Here is an 18883-nt window from a genome sequence, read left to right as displayed (position 1 = left end):
CCTAGCGTGGCACTGGGACGGTAGCGAGGATCCCCAACAGCACATCATCCACTTCGACTCCGTCCATTTCAGCCTCGGGACGCATCGACACCCGGTGTCGCAACGCTGGCAGGGTGAGGGCCTTGACGTCGTCCGGCGTCACGAAGGTGCGGCCTGACAACCAGGCCCAGGCGCGGGCGGTGTTGAGCAATGCGGTGGCACCGCGCGGGGAAACACCGAGCTGGAAAGATGGAGCTGTGCGGGTGGCGCGGACCACATCAACAATGTAGGCGATGACCTCGGGCGCAATCGCTACTGTAGCCACCGCGCGTCGGGCCTTCGCCAGATCAAGGGCCGAGGCGACCGGGCGAATCCCCGCCGCAGCGAGGTCCCGTGGGTCGAAGCCCGCACTGTGGCGGCGGATCACCTCTATCTCGTCGTCCCGGTCCGGCACTGACAGCGTGAGCTTCAACAGGAAGCGGTCGAGTTGAGCCTCGGGCAGGGGATAGGTGCCTTCGTACTCCACCGGGTTCTGGGTGGCTGCGACGATGAACGGATCGGGGAGCGCCCGCGAAACGCCGTCGACCGACACCTGGCGTTCCTCCATTGCCTCCAGTAGGGAGGCCTGGGTCTTGGGCGGCGTCCGGTTGATCTCGTCCGCCAGCAGGATGTTGGTGAAGACCGGCCCCTCGCGGAAGGTGAATTCCGAGTTCTGCGCCTCGTAAATGAGTGACCCAGTGACGTCTCCCGGCATCAGATCGGGAGTGAACTGGACCCGCTTGGTATCGAGACTCAAAGCTGCCGACAGGGTGCGCACGAGCAGGGTTTTGGCGACACCCGGAACGCCCTCAAGCAGCACATGGCCCTTCGCGAGCAGGGCGATCAGCATTCCGGTCACTGCCGCGTCCTGGCCGACGATCACTTTGGCTACCTCGGACCTCACGTTCAGCAGGGCCTGGCGTTCGGGGCCGGGGCCGTCCGGTGACACCGGGGAGTCCTGGTGGGTCGGGATGTGTTGACTCATCTCGCGTCGATCTCTTTCTCTAGGGCGTCAAGGTCTTGGCTCCATCGCACCAATTGGGTGTCGGACGCTGGTCTTTCGGTCCGCAGAAGTTGGTCGAGGTCGGCCGGGGACCGCGGGGAGTGGCGTGCCGCCGCGGCTACCACCTCGGTGACCGAGCTGGTGGCCGGCAAGCGAAGCCGTGCTGCAAGCCGAATGAGGGTGGCGGCTCGGAGGTTGGCGGCGGCGCGATCAATGGACCCAGAATCCTGGTAGAGCCGCGCCCGTCCTTCGGCCGTCTCGGCCGCCCGCACCACCACGGGCAGCGGTTCCTCGGCGAGCGGCCCCAGGCGGCGTCCCCGCCAGACAGCGGCCAACAGGCCAGTGCCGAGTAGCCACAGCATCACAAGGTTCACCCAATCGGGCAGCAGGTTCAGGGGATCGACCGGTGTGTCGGTCAGCGCCAGATCGGCTGCCGTGGGCTGATACCAGATGAGGACGGGGCTGCTCCCCAGGGTTCGCAGGGCAAGTGCCGCGTTGCCTTCCTGATCGATGGTCTCGTTGCTGATGATGCTTCCGTGGCCGAGTGCCACCACTTCCTGGCCAGCCGTGGCGGCGTAGGAACCCGAGGGTGGGCCGCCCTGCGCAGTAGCGGGGGGGAAACAGATCAGATCGGCCCGGTAGGCGAAACCGCCGGGGGAGATACTGCCGGCGGCGGCGGCGTCCTCAACCCCACAGTCTGCCGGCAAGGGGGTGTCTTCGGAGGCGGGGATTAGACCCGCCTGTCGGATGGAGGGGGCAAGTTCGCCCAGGATGAGGGTGTTCGGCTCGACCAGAACCAGTCGGTCGGCGACACCGTCCAGGGCGCTCAGCTGGTCGGAGTTGAGCCACGAATCCGGATCGTGCAGCAGGAGGGTCGAGGCGCCAGCCGACGACGAAGCCGCGGCGGCTTCGAGCGATTCCACCTGGATCACCTCGACGCCCTGTCCCCTAAGCACCTCTGCGAGCGCCATGGCTCCTGCCGGAGCCGGGTTGGCGGGGGAGAGTGCGACGCCGTCCTGCCCGGAACGTCCGAAAAATCCCACCAGCACCACAGCCACCAGGAGAAATCCCAGCACCAGCCAGGGAGCGAGCCTACGGAGGCGGGTGGCTGCAGCACGGCCCGCGCTGCCGCCATCACCGACGACCTCGATGGTGGTGGCCTGGTCTATTTCGACAGCCATCAGCGGGGCGCTGCCAGTTCTGTTGCCGGCTGCTGCAGGTCCGGGCGGGCGGTTGCAAGCAGTACATCGACCGCCGTTGCCCGCTGGTAGTCGGATTCATGCGCCGGCAGGTTGCCGTAGTGCACCTCGTTGAAGCGGTCGGCTAGCCACAGGGTGTCGGCGCCGATCGCCCCGAAGGCGGCCCTGAGCTGCACTCCCGTCTCACCTGCTGTGCGCCCGGGCTGGCGATCGATAATACCCCGCTCTTCGGCCGAGCGGATCACCGCTCGTAGCCGCTCGGTCAGCGCAATATCCCATTCCCGTGATCCCGCCGCAGCCGCGGCGAGTCCACGATGCTCCTGCGCGGTGCGGACGGTGTCACCCGAAAACACTCCGGTGCGGGCGCGTTTGTTGCGGGCATTGAGGCGAGGTTTGACCAGCCACACCGCTGCGGCGATCACCACCGCGGCGCCCAGGGCGAGCAGCAACGTACCGGGTCCGGCCTCAAGCGGCCGAAGGTCGGCGAAGATAGACCCCAGCCATTCGAGGATCGTGGTGGCGATCCGTTCCAGGAAATTGGGTTCCGCCTCCTGATAGCGGCCCTGGGCGAGCTCATCCTCCAGCCAACCGCGGGCTTCCTCGTCGTCGGGCACGACCGGGACCCGACCACCGATCGGCACCGACGAGTCAATCAAACGGATCAGCATTGGCGAAAGTGGCACCCGGCTCAGGTCCCGGTGGTGGGTGGGCTCGGTGGTCCACCCGGCCGGTGACCGAATTGTTGACCGCCGGGGTTGGCGGACTGGCCGGGAATCGGGGTGAACCGGCCCGCAGTTGCTTCCTCATGTTCGCGCAGCAGGACCACATCGAACCCCTCGCGCCGGATGCGAAGGTCCACATAGAGCAGGGCGGTCACACCGGCCTGGAAGGCGTAACCAATGGCACCGAAGACAGCTGTAATGAGCTGACCGACCAAAAGGATGGGCAGCGAGTTCATCAGCTCCTCGCCGAGCTCGGCCGGCGAGTCGCTGAAGGACACGAACTGGGTGGCGAGCAGGCTCAGGGGAGTGGAAATCACCGAGGTGATGATAGAGACGATGATGCTGGTCAGGATCAGGATCCCGAACGTTCGCCACCAATTGCGGGAAGTCAATGTCCAGGACCGGCGCAGGGAGGTGAGCAGTCCGGCACCCTCAAGCATGAGTACCGCCGGTGCAAGGACCAATTTGATACTGAGCCAGACAATCAGCGCCAAGGAGCCGAGGGTTCCCAGCACGATCAACCAGACCGAGTCCTGACCGAGGAGCATGGCCAGCAGCACCGCGATCACCACCAGAACCGTCAGTCCGGCAATGACCAGCAGAAGCAGGAGGAATCCCAGACCCAGGAGGGGCAGGATCCGCCGGACGGCCAGTTTCCACAGTTGCACAAAAGAAGTGCGCTCGTTGAGCACTGCACGTGCGATCGGGATGACCAGCACCCCTTGCAGAATGAGGACACCCACGCTGCTGAGCACCACCAGTGCCGTGGCGACGGAAACCAGTGACGTCGCCAGTCCTGCAACCTCGTCCATCGACGGGTCGACGGGATCCAGTTGCGCGATTGAGCCGAACAAACCGACCGTCAACAGCAGGGTGAGAACCGATATCACTACCTGGAACAGGATGGCGGTGCCGAAGGTTGCCAACGGATTCTTCCGGCAGGCCTGGAACGCCCCGTCGAGGATCTCGCCCAGGCCCAGGGGCCTCAGCGGAATGATTCCCGGTTTAGGCGGTGCCTGATAGCCGCCGAACTGGCCGTGCGGAACGCCCTGCCACCCGGGCTGCGCTCCCCATTGGGGTGATCCAGTGGGTTCGGGGTGCTGCCCCCACTGTGGTTGCTGCCCCCACTGGGCGTTCTGCCCGGGCTGTGGTGGTTGACCCCACTGCGGTGGCTGGGCGTTAGGTGGCGGAAGAGGTGCGCCCGCCGTATCGTCCCGCGACTTGTCGGCTGGTTCACTCTCATGCGGATTGTTGCTCATCCTGTCCCCCCGGAACGTTTGTTCCACTTGTGAACCCGTCTCCTAGAACTATAGTTACCGGGAGGGATTTCCGGGAACCTGCCCGGCGCTGGGGCGCGCGGAGCGATTGCGCTAGTACGACATTGCCGTGGCAATGGGAGACTATGGAGATATGAAGGCACGCATTCTGGTCGTTGACGACGACGAAGCACTGGCCGAGATGATCGGCATCGTACTACGCAACGACGGATTTGATCCCGTGTTCTGCGCTGACGGTTCTCAGGCCCTGGACATCTTCAGGAGCTCCAAACCCGACCTGGTGTTGCTTGATCTGATGCTGCCAGGGATAGACGGAATCGAAGTCTGTCGCCAGATCCGCAACGAATCCGACCTCCCCATCGTCATGCTGACTGCGAAGTCGGACACCTCCGACATCGTGCGAGGTCTGGAATCCGGCGCCGACGACTATGTGCCGAAGCCGTTCAAGCCTGCGGAACTGGTGGCACGGGTGCGAGCGCGGCTGCGCCCCGGTGACCAGAAGGCTCCCGAGACTCTCCGCATCGGTGAGGTCACCATCGACGTCGCCGGGCACTCGGTGGTCCGCGCCGGTGACCGGATTTCTCTGACCCCCCTGGAATTCGATTTGTTGGTTGCGCTGGCACGCAAACCCTGGCAGGTCTTCACCCGGGAGTTGCTGCTTGAACAGGTCTGGGGCTACCGGCACGCCGCGGATACCCGACTGGTCAATGTGCATGTGCAACGGTTGAGGTCGAAAATTGAACGGGACCCGGAAGCGCCAGAGATTGTGTTGACGGTCCGGGGCGTGGGATACAAGGCAGGACAGGGGTAAGTTGGACCGCGCTGCAGCTAGCGTTCGGAACAGGCTGGGTGGCGTGGCGTCGCATGCCTGGTCCTGGATCCGGACGGTGCTTTCGCGGACCGCCCGGCAGTGGCGACGGTCGCTGCAGTTCCGCACTGTCGTCTCCACCCTGCTTCTCACCGCGGTGGCCTTCGCTGCCGTCGGCGCCTTCCTGTCCAACCAGATTGCGACCGGGTTGTACGAGGAACGATTCGAACAGTTCCGCGCCGAGTCCAGCAACGGGCTCAGCGAGGTCGCAGCAATTTTCAGCAGCGCCTCGACCACCGACAGCGAATCGACCCTCCGATTGGTGCAGGACACCCTGCCAAGCCTTGAGGGTGGCGGCGCCGATGCACCCAGGCGGTTCATCCTCGCCATAGTGCCCGATCAGACCACCGATATCTACGTTGCCCCGTTCGGGAGCGACAACCTGACCGAGTCGAGCGCCATCCCGGCGGCCATGGCCAACGCGGTGAGGTCGGGCGATGACCAATACTGGTCCGCCACGTCGATCGAGTCGACTTCAGGGGAGAGGGTGCCGGGGCTGGCGTTCGGCACCAAGGTGACGCTGCCGCCAGGGCAGACCGAATATGCGCTTTACCTGATCTACGACCTGTCCTCGATGCAGGCCACCCTTGACTACATTCACGGGGTGATCTGGATTGCTGGCATCGTCCTGTTGCTGATCATTGGGGCGATCGCCTGGTTCGTGACCCGGAGCCTGGTCGGGCCAGTCAGCCATGCTGCAGTGGTGTCCGAAAAGCTGGCGGCCGGCGAATTGCAGGAACGGATGGATGTGAAGGGCGAGGACGAGGTGGCGCGGCTTGGTGCGTCGTTCAACCATATGGCGGAGAGCCTTCAGGATCAGATCACCCAGCTCGCACAACTGTCGCAGATGCAGCAACGCTTCGTTTCGGACGTCTCCCACGAACTTCGTACCCCGTTGACCACGGTGCGGATGGCCGCCGAGGTGCTCCACGACGCGCGCGCCAATTTCGACCCGGTCAACCGCCGGTCCGCCGAAATCCTGTACAACCAGGTGGAACGATTCCAGGCGCTGCTCGCCGATCTACTGGAAATCTCGCGGTTCGATGCCGGCGCCGCGGTGCTTGAAGCGGAATCCGTCGACATTTTCCAGGTGGTTCGGCACGTGATTGACGGCGCCCAGCCGTTAGCGGATGCGTGCGGCTCCGAGCTGAGCATTATTTCCCGCGAAACGGAATGCCTGGTCGAAGTGGATCCCCGCAGGATTGACCGGATTCTCAGGAATCTTGTGGTGAACGCGCTGGAGCATGGCGATGGGAAGCCTGTCTCGATCTATATTGCCTCGAATCCGGACGCCGTCGCCGTCGCAGTTCGTGACTACGGCATCGGCATGACCCCGCTTGAAGCGTCCCGGGTGTTCGATCGGTTTTGGCGGGCCGACCCGGCCCGGGCCCGAACCACCGGCGGGAGCGGCCTTGGATTGTCAATTGCCACCGAGGATGCCCATCTCCACGGAGCCTGGCTGCAAGCCTGGGGCTCCCCGGGTAAGGGCGCCTGTTTTCGGCTGACGCTTCCCAAGCTCAGGGAGTCCGTTCTCAAGGTCTCACCGTTGCCGCTGCCGCCAAGGATGGGCGGGCTGCCCGACCGTCCGTCGGTCGGAACATCCCCGGACTCGCTGCCGCAGCTAACCACTCTGCCAAAGGAGTCCCACGATGCCCGCTAACAGGCGTCCGCTGAGCCGGTCACTGGCCCTTTTACTGTTGCCGATCGTGCTGGTGGTCAGCGGCTGCTCGTCCATACCTACCTCTGGTCCAGTGGGAGTCATCACCGCTGACACCGGGTCCGACACCACCGACCCACTGATTTTCAATCCACCCGGGCCCCGGCAGGATGCTGATCCGGAATCCCTCCTGAACTCCTTCGTCAACGCCGGCACGGGTGCCGCCGGCGACTACGAGATCGCACGGGACTACCTCACCGACGAGTTCGCCGCCCAATGGCGGCCAGAAGAGCGCATCATCATCTACGGAGCTGACCCGCAGATTTCTGCGTCCCCGACTGACGGTGTCTACCAGATCCAACTCGAAGTCGAGGGGACCATCAACGCCGAAGGTATCCGTACGGGGGCTCCTGCTACCACCACTGAAAGCCTCACCGCGAAGCTCGAGCAGAATGCCGACGGGCAGTGGCGTATCACCTCGATCCCCAACGGCATCATGATTTCTTCGAGCCAGGCTGAGCTGTTGCTTGAAACATACAGCCTGTACTTCTACAGCAGTTCCTTCGAACATTGGGTGCCCGACGTCAGGTGGTTCGTAAACCGGGCAGCCATTGCCACGAATATTGTGGAGGCGATGCTTGACGGTCCGGCTCCATACTTGCAGGGGTCGGTGACCAGCGCGTTCCCGGAAAGTACCACCCTCGGCGTCGAATCGGTGCCCATCGTGTCGGGGACGGCAACCGTCGAGTTGTCCCCCGATGTGCTGCAGGAAACCAGTGACCTGATCCGACAACAGATGCAGCAGCAACTCCGGGAGAACCTGGCCGGGTTGAACACGGTCAATTCGGTGCAGATGACTGTCGAAGGGCAGCCGGTGTACCTTGGCGACGAGGGCAATGTCCCCCACCCGAACCTGGTAATCCCAGTCGGCGATCCGGCTGTCGGCAACAAACAGATTGTCGTCTCCGGCAACGAGCTATTCCTGTACCAGACGGAAGAGACCGTTCCCATTGAAGGCGTCCCTTCGGTGGCGGCACTGGATCCCCAGGACCCGGCAATGACCCTGTCCGGGGCGGACTTTGCGTTCCTCAACGGAAACCGGACACGGCTTTACACCACCGGGCAGGATCAGGAAATCATCACCGCTGCGACCGGACGAAGGCTGACTTCTCCCAGTTTCGACCCGAACAACTGGGTTTGGACGGCCAGCACCGGGCCCGAAGGCCTGGGATCGACGGTTACCGCGGTTCCTCCCGGCGGGTTGCAAGACAGCGCGGTGTCGGTGACGGCACCCTGGCTAGCTGATTCAGTGGTGCTGGAACTCAGGGTGTCGAGGGATGGGTCCCGGGCCCTGGTCGTGACCGAGCAGGAGGGGCTAAGCCGCGTTTTCCTTGCCGGGATCGTGCGCAGCAACGACCGCACCCCGCAGAGTCTTGGTACTCCGCGGGAGCTTTTCGCCAGCGGTCCGGTCAATACCGCGAAGTGGGTCAACGAGGACACCGTCATCGTCGCCGAGGCCTCCGCAGAGGAAGAGGTGACCCCTGAATTTCTTGGTCTTGACGGGACTGTCGATGCGCTGTCGTCCCTTGAGGGCATTCTGCACATCAGTGCGGGCACCGGGCCGACGGCCATCTTCGCCGGCACCTCGGAGGGGGTCCGGAACCGGGTTGGGGATACCTGGTCGAACGAGCCGGTGGAAGGTGTCCAGGATCCGGCGTTCCCGGGCTGAGCTCTGCACACGGGCGCCGATCTGCCCAGGCTCGGCGACTGATTTTGTCCACACTCGGCTACGAAGGCGACGTCGGGGACTGGCCGAGGTGGCAAAGTCAGGGCATGAACGGATTCCGATCCGCGCCGCTGTGGAGGGGCGTCGCCGGCCGCCTCGATGCGGTCCGGATGAGGCCGGACGTGCAGGGCTTTACCGGTGCCATCGTGGGCTTCTGGTCGCTCCTGTTCCCTACCGAGTGTGCTGTATGCGGGCGCCTCTTGATCCCACTTTGCCCCGAGTGTCTCACCGCAATCCGCAAAGCGACGGTCCGCCCCCTCAGGGTTGAACGAGGTGCGCCTGCCTTGCCTCAGGTGCCGGGGCGCATGGAGTCAGCCACAGGTTTCGGTGACCCACTGCCGGTCACAGCAGGAGGCCATTACCGGTCCGCACTCGCGCGGTTGGTGCTTGCCTACAAAAACCATCACCGCACCGATGTGGGCAGACCCCTGCAAACGGCGCTCGCTGGAGCGCTGCACTCGGCCGTGGAGGGGCTCCGCCAGGGCGGTGAAACGGCACAGATTCTTCTGGTGCCGGTGCCTACAAAAGGAGCGTCGCTGCGCCGCCGCGGGTACGATCCTCTCGGCCTGCTCCTTGACGGGCTGGTTCGAAGAGGTGAGTTGCCCGCAGGCTGCCGGCCCGCCAGGTTGGTGGGGTACCGGGGCATAACCGTCCGACTGGGGTCAGCGCTCGCCGGCCGAGTTGGGCAGCAGCAGCAAAAGGGCCTCGGATCGGCCCAGCGACGCGCCAATGTCTGCCTCACCATGACCCTGCGGCGGGGCCAGCATCTGGTCCCCGGGGCGGTGTGCCTGGTGGTTGATGATGTGCTGACCACCGGGGCGACGATTGCCGAAATGACGCGGGTTCTGCGGTTGGCCGGAGCGGAGGTGGCCGGGGCGGCAGTGGTTGCCGCCACCGAGCCACCGTCGCGTGCCGAAGGAAAGTAACGAACAAAATTAGCGGAAAAAAACAACCGCCGAAGGATGAATATCAGGGGTGGGTGAACTAACGTGAGGTATGGGTATCTCGAGGACAATTAGATATCCGTCGACAGCGGCTGGAAGCACGACTCCCCGGCCGCTGTTGTGTCACCTAAGGGATTTTGGAGGACACCATGGAGTTTTTGATCAGTGGTCGAAATCTGTCAGTTTCGGACCGTTTTCGTGAGTACGCCGAGGACAAGATCGACAAGATCGAGCAGCTTGGCGACAAGGTGCAGCGGCTAGAGGCGAAAGTTACCAAGGAGCCCAGCGCCCGTAATGCGGATAGCGCGCTCACCGTCGAACTTACCGTCCTGGCGAAGGGCCCCGTGATCCGGGCCGAGGCATCAGCAGCCGACAAATTTGCAGCCTTCGACCTTGCCTACAGCAAACTGCTGGAGAGACTACGCCGTGCCAGAGACCGGCGGAAGGTCCACCACGGCCGCCATACCCCCATGGCCGTTCGTGAAGCCACAGCTGATCTTGAACCCGCCAGCACCACAGCCCCTTTGTACCTCGAAGTGCAGTCCACCCAGGCCCCGCAGGAAGCCCAGGACAGCGTCGTCGACAGCTACGAGATCGAGAATGACATCCCGGCCGGCGACTCGCCGGTACTGATCCGCCGGAAGGTCTTCTCCGGCACTCCAATGACACTCGAGGATGCAGTCGACAACATGGAACTGGTGGGGCATGACTTCTACCTCTTCGTCGACTCGGCAACCGGTGCACCCTCAGTTGCCTACCGCCGGCAGGGCTGGACCTACGGCGTCATCACCCTCGACGCTCGGTGCGCTGAGGGAACTGAGGATCCGCGCGAGGAACTCCTTGCCTACCGGGCACGGGAAGCGGCGGCCTCGGCGTCGGCCTGAGCCGGCAGGGGAGAGGACCCCAGTAAGGTCAAAGGGTGACCACAGTCCTCTCCCTGTCCCAGGCCCGACGCATCGCGCTTGAGGCACAGGGACTGGCACGGGTAAGGCCCGTCGGCCCCGCTACGGCGAGGCAGGTGGGCCTTGCCTTTGCCCGGCTGCAGCTGCTGCAGATCGATTCGGTCAATGTCCTCATTCGCAGTCACTACCTTCCCCTGTTTGCCCGGCTGGGTCAGTACGACCGCGACCAGCTCGATCGGCTAGCCAGCACACACCCCCGCCGGATGGTTGAATACTGGGCGCACGAAGCCAGCTTCATCAGACCCACGCTCTTTCCCTATCTTCGTCCGTTGCAGGAGCGCCGGTGGGTTGGGGCTCATTCAGTGCCCGAAGGGCTGAGGGAATCGCTTCGTTCCCGCATTCGCGACGTCCTCGCCGTCAGCAGTCCCCTAACCGCTCCACAACTGCAACAACGGTTGGGACATATTGAGACTCGGGCCACGGACCAGTGGGGCTGGAACTGGAATTCGGTGAAACGGGTCCTGGAGGACATGTTCGAACGGGGTCAGGTTTCTTCGGCCGGGCGTAGCGCGTCATTCGAGCGCAAATATGCACTCACGGAGCGGGTCTTCCCGGACCCCGGCGCGGCGTTGGCAATCGTCCACCCAACCGAGGCCCACCTCCACCTGACCGAGCTATCGGCCCGCGCGCTCGGGGTCGGGACGTTGAAGTGTTTTGCCGACTATTTTCGGCTCCCGCTGAAACCGACAGCGGGTGCCATCGAATCGTTGATTGCCAGTGGAATCCTCAAGCCCGTCACCATCACAGGGTGGAACAGGCCAGCCTTCCGCCATGTGAACTCGGTATTGCCACGGAAAGCCGAGGGAAGGGCGTTGCTCAGCCCCTTCGATTCGATGGTGTTCGAACGCCGGAGACTGTCGGAACTGTTCGGATTCGATTACCGGATTGAGATCTACACTCCCGCTTCCGCGCGACGATACGGCTACTACGTGTTGCCGTTCCTGTTGCGTGAAGCGATGGTAGCGCGGGTGGATCTCAAGGCCGACCGGGCTGCGGGAAAGCTCCTGGTGCGCGGCAGCCATAGCGAGTCCGGCGCGCCAGCAGATACCGTCGTCGAACTGGCGGCCGAGCTACGGCTCATGGCTACCTGGCTTGGGCTCGATGACGTAGTCGTCGAGCCCAATGGTGATCTGGCCGAGGCCCTGAAACTGGCAGTTTCCCACGAATAGCACGCTCTGGCGGCACCAGTTCGACAGGATAAGTCGTCTCTCCCGTAGACTGAACAGGCCAGATTTCGGCGCACCTAGATTGGGAGCAAATACCAGTGCCATCACTTCTTGAACGAGTCCTCCGCACCGGCGATAAGAAGACACTGAAGAAACTCCGAAATTATGCTGATGCCATTAACGTCCTGGAGGACGAGTTTCGCGAGATGAGCGACGACGACCTCCGGGGGGAGGCCGACAAGCTCAAGCAGCGTTATGCCGACGGTGAGACACTCGACGCGCTACTGCCCGAAGCGTTCGCGGCCGTCCGTGAGGCATCGGCGCGCACGCTGAAGCTGCGGCAGTTCGATGTACAGCTAATGGGCGGTGCTGCCCTGCACCTGGGCAATATCGCGGAGATGAAGACCGGTGAAGGTAAGACGCTGGTCGCCGTCGCCCCCGCCTTCCTAAATGCGCTCACTGGCAAGGGCGTTCACATTGTCACCACCAACGACTATCTCGCCGAGTACCAGTCCGAGCTGATGGGGCGCGTCTTCCGGTTCCTCGGGATGACCAGCGGTTGCATCCTCTCCAAGCAGGATCCCACTACCCGCCGCGAGCAGTACAACGCCGACGTCACCTACGGCACGAACAACGAATTCGGTTTCGACTATCTGCGCGACAACATGGCGTGGAGTGCAGCCGAATTGGTGCAGCGCGGCCACAACTTCGCCATCGTCGATGAAGTTGACTCAATCCTGATCGATGAGGCGCGCACCCCGCTGATCATTTCGGGGCAAGCCTCCGGGGACGTCAACAGGTGGTACACCGAGTTCTCCAAGGTAGTCAAGAAGCTCACCAAGGACACCGATTATGAGGTCGATGAGAAGAAGCGCACGGTCGGAGTGCTTGAAGACGGTATCGAAAAGGTCGAGGACTACCTCGGAATCCAGAACCTCTATGAATCTGCCAACACCCCGCTGATCGGGTTCCTGAACAACGCCATAAAAGCCAAGGAATTGTTCAAGAAAGACAAGGACTATGTGGTCCTCAACGGCGAGGTCATGATCGTCGACGAGCACACCGGCCGTATTCTCGCCGGGCGGCGCTATAACGAGGGCATGCACCAGGCCATCGAGGCCAAGGAGGGTGTGGAGATCAAAGCCGAGAATCAAACCCTCGCCACGGTCACCCTGCAGAACTATTTCCGGCTTTACGAGAAACTCTCGGGGATGACCGGTACAGCCGAAACTGAGGCCGCCGAGTTCATGGCCACGTACAAGCTTGGGGTCGTGCCCATCCCCACCAATCGGCCCATGGTGCGTGCCGACCTGTCGGACCTGATCTACAAGAATGAGATTGCCAAGTTTGACGCCGTCGTCAAGGACATCGTCGAACGCCATGAGACTGGTCAGCCGGTCCTGGTGGGTACCACCAGCGTGGAGAAAAGCGAGTATCTTTCGAAGCAGCTCGCGAAAGCTGGCATCCGGCACGAGGTGCTGAACGCCAAGAACCACTCGCGTGAAGCCTCGATTGTGGCCCAGGCCGGCCGTAAGGGGGCCGTCACGGTGGCGACGAACATGGCCGGTCGTGGCACCGACATCATGCTCGGCGGCAACGCCGAGTTCAACGCCATCGCCGAACTGGAGAAGCGGGGGCTGAGCCCGGCGGAAAACCCCGACGAGTATGAGAACCAGTGGCCCGACGCGCTGATCGCCGCCCGGGACTCGGTCGAGGCAGAGCACAACGAGGTCCGGGAACTAGGTGGCCTGTATGTGCTCGGCACGGAGCGCCACGAGTCGCGTCGTATCGACAACCAGCTCCGCGGTCGCTCCGGACGCCAGGGCGATCCCGGGCGGTCGCGCTTCTACCTGTCGCTGACCGATGACCTGATGCGGCTGTTCAACTCCGGTGCAGCCGAACGAATCATGAATTCGTCAACCATGCCCGACGACGTCGCCCTGGAGTCCAAACTGGTCTCCAAAGCAATCGAGAGCGCTCAGGGACAGGTGGAGGGACGGAACGCCGAGCAGCGCAAGAACGTCCTGAAGTACGACGACGTCCTCAACCGTCAGCGCGAAGCCATCTACGGGGACCGGCGCCGCATCCTCGAGGGCGGTGACCTGCATGAAAAGGTCAGTTTCTTCCTGGAAGACGTCGTGACAGCGATGGTTGACGAAGCAACAGCGCAGGGACACGGCGATGACTGGGACTACGAGCAGCTGTGGACCAACCTCCGTACGCTTTACCCGATCAGCCTCACCATTGACGAGGTACTTGACGAAGCTGGCGGCCCGTCCAAGGTCACCCGGGATTTTCTTCACGCCGAAATTCTGTCGGACGCGAAGGTCGCCTACCAGGCCCGCGAAGAGGCCCTCGGGGAGCAGACCATGCGCGAACTGGAACGCCGGGTGGTCCTTTCGGTCATCGGTCGGAAATGGCAGGAACACCTGTATGAGATGGACTATCTCAAGGAAGGCATCGGACTGCGGGCGATGGCCCAGCGCGATCCGCTGGTCGAGTACCAGCGTGAAGGGTTCATCCTGTTCCAGGCGATGATGGAAGCGATCCGGGAGGAAAGCATCGGTTTCCTGTTCAACCTGGACGTTGAGGTAGCTGCTCCCGCGCCCACCGGGCTCCCGGGAGTGGCTGATGGTCGGGGCCTGGTGCAGGGCCCAACCATCAAAGCAGCCGGCCTCGACGCCCCGGAAAGGCCGGCAACCCTGAACTTCTCGGCGCCGAACGCGCAGGGCGAGGTCGAAACGCGGGTGGAGCGGCGCTCCGGTACGGCGAAGACGGCCGAAGCCAATGGCGGTAACCGGGCCGAAGCCCGTGCGGCTTCGAAGCGCAAAAAGAAGTAGCACCTAGCCGATCTCGAGGGCAGTCACCCTCCAGTGCCCGCGTCGTCGCTCCAGTCTGAGAGCGACGGCGCGGGCTCTGTGGTTTTCACAGGCAACCGCGGACGCTTCGTAGACGGTTTCAGTGATGCGACAGATCCGCACGGAGCGCACCGAAACATTCCGGTGCAGCAGATGGTCGGGGCGCCCAGTGGATGCGCCCCGGTTGAGGCTACGGACCAGATTGGCGCGAAGTTGGAGACGTTCGTAGCTGGGCGGATCCAGCCATTCGGCCAGCTGCTGTAGTGGCCGGGAGCCACCGAGGACTTCGAGGGATGCCTGCACCACTGAACGGGTGATGCGTTGTACCTGGGTTGCTGCAGCGAGCTCCTCAATGGTTGGTGTGGGGGCAGAGACCTGGCGATCGGGACGGATCCGGTGAGTGAATCGGAGGTCGGGTCGGGGGCCAGGGGAGGACGGACTATTTGGGTCTGGGTTAACATGATGCTCCTGGCGTGGCTACCGCGCGGTGGGAGGGACCCGGAGCAACTGGCCGGGAATGAGTAGATGGGGATCGTCGCCGATCACTCCACGATTCTCGAGATGCCATCGCGGCCAAGCGTCGGCAATCTCGACATCTGTGGCGAACGGTCCGAGGTGGGCCGCAGCGATAGTCCACAGCGAATCACCGGGGCGAACGGTGATCACCGGAAGGCCGGAATCCGTGCCCGCTGGTGCTGCAGCCCGAGTCTGGCCCCGCAGCAACGGGAGGCCGTCGACGGGTGCCGGGAGAGGTTTCCACTGTGGTCTGACGGTGGGCGGTTCATCCCGCCGCGGCTCCGCACCGGATGTAAGTACCGAATCGCCAGGGGCAGACACGATCGGCGCAGTGAGTAGGCGACCTGGAAGTTCTCCGCCCAGCGCCGCTGGTACTCCGCTGAGAACGTGCAGACCCACCATGGCGGCGGCAAGCCTTCGCATGAAGCCAGGGGTGAAAAGCCCAGCCACCCTTGCAGCCTTCCGGAAGCCCGCTCCTATCAGCAGCTCACTCAAAAGGGCGAGAGCCAGCGTGACGACCCACCACCCAACCACCAGCACCCCAGCGCTGGCCGCTGCCAGGCCGAGCAGCCCTTCAATTCGCTGGTACCCGGTGAGCGGTCCGGCGTTGGCGAGAATCACCTGACCGCACGCGTAAAGCCCCACCCCCAGCAGCGGGATGCTCGCTGCAACAGCTTTTTCGCTGAAAGTTTTCACCTTTTCTCCTGAACGTTGGGCTACCGTCAGTAGGTTGTTTGTTGTTGTTTGAAGCTGTTTAGTCTCATTTAAATCTGTATAGGTAGTTTGTACACCTTAATGCTGTTCGGTGTCTATCCTTGACCCGGCTTGCAGGGAGTCCTAGGCTGGCCCGGTGCGGTGGGAATCCTTGTTCCAGGACCTTGAGGCCCAGTTCGCTGCGGCCCGCTTGATAGCCGTGGAGGGCGAAATTACCGAGCGGTCTCGACTGGAATTTGCGGCTCTTACGGCGATGGACCGCATCCGGGGACAGCAGGGTGTCACCCTGCGAATTCGGACTCCCAGCGGAGCCTTGTTCAGTGGCGTCGTCCGGCAGGTCGGATCTGAATGGCTAGTATTGGCGACCGGATCCGGCGCCGCGATGATTCCAGCCATCGCGCTGAGTACCGTCGAGGGTATGGGGAGACAGGCCGTCGCCGAGCCCTCCGTGGTGGCTACGAGGCTGGGATTAGGATCTGTCTACCGGGCCTTCGCCAGGGACCGAACCCTGCTTACGCTGCAGCTTGCTATTGGTGGGGTTCGGTTAGACGGCACTATTGACCGGGTGGGGAAGGACTTCCTTGAGCTCGCAACGGTGCCGCTCGGGGAACAGCGGCGCAAGGGCAGCGTCGCGGGTGTGGTCCTGATTCCGTTCAGTAACGTTGAGGCGGTACTGTCCCGCCCCTGATAGCACTAGTGAGTGCTATCTTCCCGGGCGTGGCCGAAAGAGCTCTCCCGTACCGCGGCGGCCGACTTTTGATAGGCGCGGGCGATGAATTCTTCGAGGATGTGAGACTCCACCCGCCACTGACCGCGGCCACCGATCTGGATGGCCGGTAGCTCCCCGGACCGGACCAGGGCGTACGTCTGAGACGACGAAATGTTCAGCACCTCACCAACATCAGCGAGGGTTAGGAACCTCTTCTCGGCCACGTCTTCCGCCTTTCGTCCCACGTTTCGCAGGACCTTTGCACCTTCGATACCGCTGACTTCCAATCTTGCCATCACCACCCGCGATTTCACCGGATTATCCACAGTTTGGAAGCATTTGGCTCCAAAGGATTTATTTTGCGGCAGTCGTCCACGAGAATTGCTGGATCAGGTCAAAAATATCCGGGGGCTGGACGGTTGGGCGGCCGGAGTCTGTAGGAGGCCATCGTGAGCCTATTGGCAGTTACCCCGGAACGAGATAAGCCCCCGGTCCGGTTGAGGAAGCCGTCGTGGAAGGATCCGCGGCTCCTGGTAGGCCTCCTGCTTGTGCTGGCGTCCATCGCCGCTGTTACCGCCGTGGTGGGCAGCGCCGATCAAACCACCGGCGTCTACGCGGCCCGCGCGGATATACCAGTGGGTGCGGTGGTAACCTCCGCCGACCTGACAGTTGTTGCGGTGCGGTTGGATGATCTCCAGCTGGCCTATCTCGGGGTCGATGAGGGGGTCCCCGAAGATGCAGTTGCCACCCACTTGCTGCGGGCGGGTGAGTTGGTGCCGCGGGCCGCCCTGGGCAGCGCCGATGAGCTGGACCGCAAACCAGTGGGTCTGACCATTGACGATCCGCTGCCGGCCGGAACCGTCACCGGGTCACGGGTCGATGTCTGGGTGTCGCTTGAGGGGGAGGGGGGCACCTGGGAACCCCCTACCCAGTTACTGGAAGCTGCTGAAATCTCGGAGTTGACGGTGTCCGAGTCAGCGCTCGGCGGGGGAACCGGATCAACCCTGGTTCATGTTCTCGTAGGCGACGAGACACTGCCTGAGCTGCTGGCCGCACTGCTTAACGAGGCGCGAATTGCCATCGTCCTCAACCCTGGCGGCTCGCCGTGAATCTCCCGGTGGTTACTGGCGGGAGCGCTGCCCGGGAGTGTGTCACCGGGTTGGAGAACCTGCGGGGCCCGGTCACGGTGGTCCGTTGGTGCAATAACCTCGCGGAGGTCATCGCGGTATGCCAGACCGGGCTTGCGCGCGCAGTCATCCTGTCTGCGGACGCCGGGGAGCTGACCTCTTCACTGATCGATCGGTTCGATAACGCAGACGTCGTCGTCGTCGCCCTGGCTGACGACGACGACAGCCGGAGCCGCCTCGAAGCGCTGGGCATTCGCCACACAACAAGCGATGTTGCTGCCGTCACCCTCGCATCAATAATTGAAGCAGCCGTGGAGGCTGCCGGTGATCAGCAGCGTGGCTCCCGCAGCCTGCAGACCGGTGGGATGTCCTACACCGATCCCACGCCTGCGCTCGATTCCGACGTCGATCCCGAGGGCTTCCCCACGGCGGAGGTGACGGCTACCGGCACCGGAGAGGTTTTCGCGGTCTGGGGGCCGGCGGGGTCGCCCGGCCGCACCACGGTGGCAGTGAATCTTGCGGCCGAGCTCGCGGCTGACGGACGGTCGGTGTTGCTGATCGATGCGGATACCTATGGAGCCAGCGTTGCTGCATCTCTGGGCCTCCTCGACGAATCTGCAGGAATTGCGCAAGCCTGCCGGCTCGCGGATCAGGGGTCGCTTGACCGGGCAGGGCTCCGCCGGGCCATCACGGTGGTAGCAGTGCGGGGCTCTCGGCTTGGCGTCCTGACGGGCGTTACCCGGGCCGACCGCTGGACCGAACTGCGGCCGGCGGCGCTGGCCCGGGTGCTTGAGCTCGCTCGCGAAGTTGCCGATGTGACGGTTATCGATTGCGGGTTCTGCCTTGAAACTGATGAGGAGTTGAGTTTCGACACCGTCGCACCCCGCCGGAATGCGGCCACGCTCTGTTGCCTGGAAACGGCCGACACGATCTTCGCCGTGGGCGCGGCGGACGCCGTCGGGCTGCCACGCCTGGTCCGTGCGCTCGCGGACCTGACAGCTTCCATGCCGGGAACTGTCCCACGGGTGGTCCTGAACAAGGTTCGGGCGGCCGCCGTCGGCCGGGGACCGGAGCGTCAGCTCCGCGAAGCCTGGGACCGGTTTGGTCCAGCTCAGCAGGTGGAAGCCTTCCTGCCAGCGGACTTCACCACCGTCGACGCTGCGCTTCTGGGAGGTTCAGTGTTGCTGGAATCTGCACCCCGATCACCCTTACGCGAGGGGATCGCAGCGCTTGCCGGTGTACCGATTGAACAACTGCGGCGCTGGCCATTTGGAGCAGGCCACAACGAAGTGAAGTTTTCCCGCAACGGCGTTAGGCTCATGGGTAACGGGCCGCAACGGAGCGGCCTTTAATATTC

17 protein-coding genes are annotated in these 18883 nt (G+C 63.4%); 10 read left to right on the top strand and 7 right to left on the bottom strand.

The window, feature by feature from the left end; translation table 11 throughout:
* Position 1: 1 nt before the first annotated feature.
* From DDA93_RS08660 to DDA93_RS08645, 4 genes are read right to left on the bottom strand one after another with little or no spacing between them, the layout of a single operon-like run.
* Entirely contained in the window at positions 2 to 1003 is a 1002-nt protein-coding gene (locus tag DDA93_RS08660; RefSeq protein WP_024476503.1) for a MoxR family ATPase, read from the bottom strand.
* On the bottom strand, positions 1000 to 2202 hold the full coding sequence (locus DDA93_RS08655) for a DUF4350 domain-containing protein (protein ID WP_116778513.1): 1203 nt from the start codon (positions 2200 to 2202) through the stop codon (positions 1000 to 1002). Before DDA93_RS08655 ends, DDA93_RS08660 begins: the two co-directional genes overlap by 4 nt.
* Complete coding sequence (locus tag DDA93_RS08650; RefSeq protein ID WP_051317677.1) at positions 2202 to 2888, bottom strand: DUF4129 domain-containing protein; 687 nt, start codon at positions 2886 to 2888, stop codon at positions 2202 to 2204. The genes DDA93_RS08655 and DDA93_RS08650 overlap by 1 nt, the downstream gene beginning before the upstream one ends.
* Positions 2889 to 2908: 20 nt before the next feature.
* On the bottom strand, positions 2909 to 4201 hold the full coding sequence (locus DDA93_RS08645) for a hypothetical protein (RefSeq protein ID WP_133185472.1): 1293 nt from the start codon (positions 4199 to 4201) through the stop codon (positions 2909 to 2911).
* Positions 4202 to 4352: 151 nt separating this feature from the next.
* Here DDA93_RS08645 and mtrA point away from each other — a divergent pair, with 151 nt between their 5' ends.
* From mtrA to secA, 7 genes are all read left to right on the top strand, one after another.
* A complete protein-coding gene (mtrA, locus tag DDA93_RS08640) occupies positions 4353 to 5030 on the top strand; it encodes an MtrAB system response regulator MtrA (RefSeq protein ID WP_024476736.1) in 678 nt (225 codons plus the stop codon).
* A 43-nt stretch (positions 5031 to 5073) separates the two neighbouring features.
* Entirely contained in the window at positions 5074 to 6747 is a 1674-nt protein-coding gene (gene mtrB, locus DDA93_RS08635) for an MtrAB system histidine kinase MtrB (protein WP_019481713.1), read from the top strand.
* Positions 6737 to 8473, top strand: coding sequence for an LpqB family beta-propeller domain-containing protein (locus DDA93_RS08630; protein WP_116778510.1), 1737 nt, complete (start codon positions 6737 to 6739; stop codon positions 8471 to 8473). Before mtrB ends, DDA93_RS08630 begins: the two co-directional genes overlap by 11 nt.
* Positions 8474 to 8835: 362 nt before the next feature.
* Positions 8836 to 9456, top strand: coding sequence for a phosphoribosyltransferase family protein (locus tag DDA93_RS08625; RefSeq protein WP_165802602.1), 621 nt, complete (start codon positions 8836 to 8838; stop codon positions 9454 to 9456).
* Positions 9457 to 9623: 167 nt separating this feature from the next.
* Positions 9624 to 10358, top strand: a complete 735-nt coding sequence (gene raiA / locus DDA93_RS08620) for a ribosome-associated translation inhibitor RaiA (RefSeq protein WP_019481716.1) — start codon at positions 9624 to 9626, stop codon at positions 10356 to 10358.
* 35 nt (positions 10359 to 10393) lie between these two features.
* Positions 10394 to 11605, top strand: coding sequence for a crosslink repair DNA glycosylase YcaQ family protein (locus tag DDA93_RS08615; protein WP_024476740.1), 1212 nt, complete (start codon positions 10394 to 10396; stop codon positions 11603 to 11605).
* Between the two features lie 95 nt (positions 11606 to 11700).
* A complete protein-coding gene (gene secA, locus DDA93_RS08610) occupies positions 11701 to 14442 on the top strand; it encodes a preprotein translocase subunit SecA (protein WP_116778508.1) in 2742 nt (913 codons plus the stop codon).
* A 3-nt stretch (positions 14443 to 14445) separates the two neighbouring features.
* Here secA and DDA93_RS08605 read toward each other — a convergent pair whose 3' ends face one another.
* Both DDA93_RS08605 and DDA93_RS16480 read right to left on the bottom strand, forming a co-directional pair.
* On the bottom strand, positions 14446 to 14778 hold the full coding sequence (locus DDA93_RS08605) for an Rv3235 family protein (RefSeq protein ID WP_279325270.1): 333 nt from the start codon (positions 14776 to 14778) through the stop codon (positions 14446 to 14448).
* A gap of 159 nt (positions 14779 to 14937) precedes the next feature.
* A complete protein-coding gene (locus DDA93_RS16480) occupies positions 14938 to 15672 on the bottom strand; it encodes a LysM domain-containing protein (RefSeq protein WP_024476743.1) in 735 nt (244 codons plus the stop codon).
* Between the two features lie 154 nt (positions 15673 to 15826).
* Between DDA93_RS16480 and DDA93_RS08595 the strand changes: the two genes are divergently transcribed.
* Positions 15827 to 16378, top strand: coding sequence for a hypothetical protein (locus DDA93_RS08595; protein ID WP_024476744.1), 552 nt, complete (start codon positions 15827 to 15829; stop codon positions 16376 to 16378).
* Between the two features lie 5 nt (positions 16379 to 16383).
* On the opposite strand, the gene DDA93_RS08590 is transcribed toward DDA93_RS08595, so the two are convergent.
* Positions 16384 to 16623 (bottom strand): helix-turn-helix domain-containing protein, encoded by a 240-nt coding sequence (locus tag DDA93_RS08590; protein ID WP_024476745.1) that lies wholly within the window; start codon positions 16621 to 16623, stop codon positions 16384 to 16386.
* 225 nt (positions 16624 to 16848) lie between these two features.
* Between DDA93_RS08590 and DDA93_RS08585 the strand changes: the two genes are divergently transcribed.
* Complete coding sequence (locus DDA93_RS08585) at positions 16849 to 17508, top strand: hypothetical protein (protein WP_051317679.1); 660 nt, start codon at positions 16849 to 16851, stop codon at positions 17506 to 17508.
* A gap of 8 nt (positions 17509 to 17516) precedes the next feature.
* Entirely contained in the window at positions 17517 to 18878 is a 1362-nt protein-coding gene (locus DDA93_RS08580; RefSeq protein ID WP_347693300.1) for a P-loop NTPase, read from the top strand.
* The last annotated feature ends 5 nt before the right edge of the window (positions 18879 to 18883 follow it).

Origin of the sequence: Arthrobacter sp. Bz4 (assembly GCF_003075455.1) — a bacterium.
GTDB lineage: Bacteria > Actinomycetota > Actinomycetes > Actinomycetales > Micrococcaceae > Arthrobacter_D.
Note: the sequence above shows the minus strand (reverse complement) of the source record. Positions and strands in the feature narration are given on the sequence as shown.

Excerpts from the sequence above, each read along its gene's own strand:
- raiA (WP_019481716.1), top strand. The coding sequence starts at position 9,624 with ATGGAGTTTTTGATCAGTGGTCGAAATCTGTCAGTTTCGGACCGTTTT.
- DDA93_RS08655 (WP_116778513.1), bottom strand. The coding sequence starts at position 2,202 with ATGGCTGTCGAAATAGACCAGGCCACCACCATCGAGGTCGTCGGTGAT.
- DDA93_RS08645 (WP_133185472.1), bottom strand. The coding sequence starts at position 4,201 with ATGAGCAACAATCCGCATGAGAGTGAACCAGCCGACAAGTCGCGGGAC.
- DDA93_RS08650 (WP_051317677.1), bottom strand. The coding sequence starts at position 2,888 with ATGCTGATCCGTTTGATTGACTCGTCGGTGCCGATCGGTGGTCGGGTC.
- mtrA (WP_024476736.1), top strand. The coding sequence starts at position 4,353 with ATGAAGGCACGCATTCTGGTCGTTGACGACGACGAAGCACTGGCCGAG.
- DDA93_RS08630 (WP_116778510.1), top strand. The coding sequence starts at position 6,737 with ATGCCCGCTAACAGGCGTCCGCTGAGCCGGTCACTGGCCCTTTTACTG.
- DDA93_RS08625 (WP_165802602.1), top strand. The coding sequence starts at position 8,836 with ATGGAGTCAGCCACAGGTTTCGGTGACCCACTGCCGGTCACAGCAGGA.
- DDA93_RS08660 (WP_024476503.1), bottom strand. The coding sequence starts at position 1,003 with ATGAGTCAACACATCCCGACCCACCAGGACTCCCCGGTGTCACCGGAC.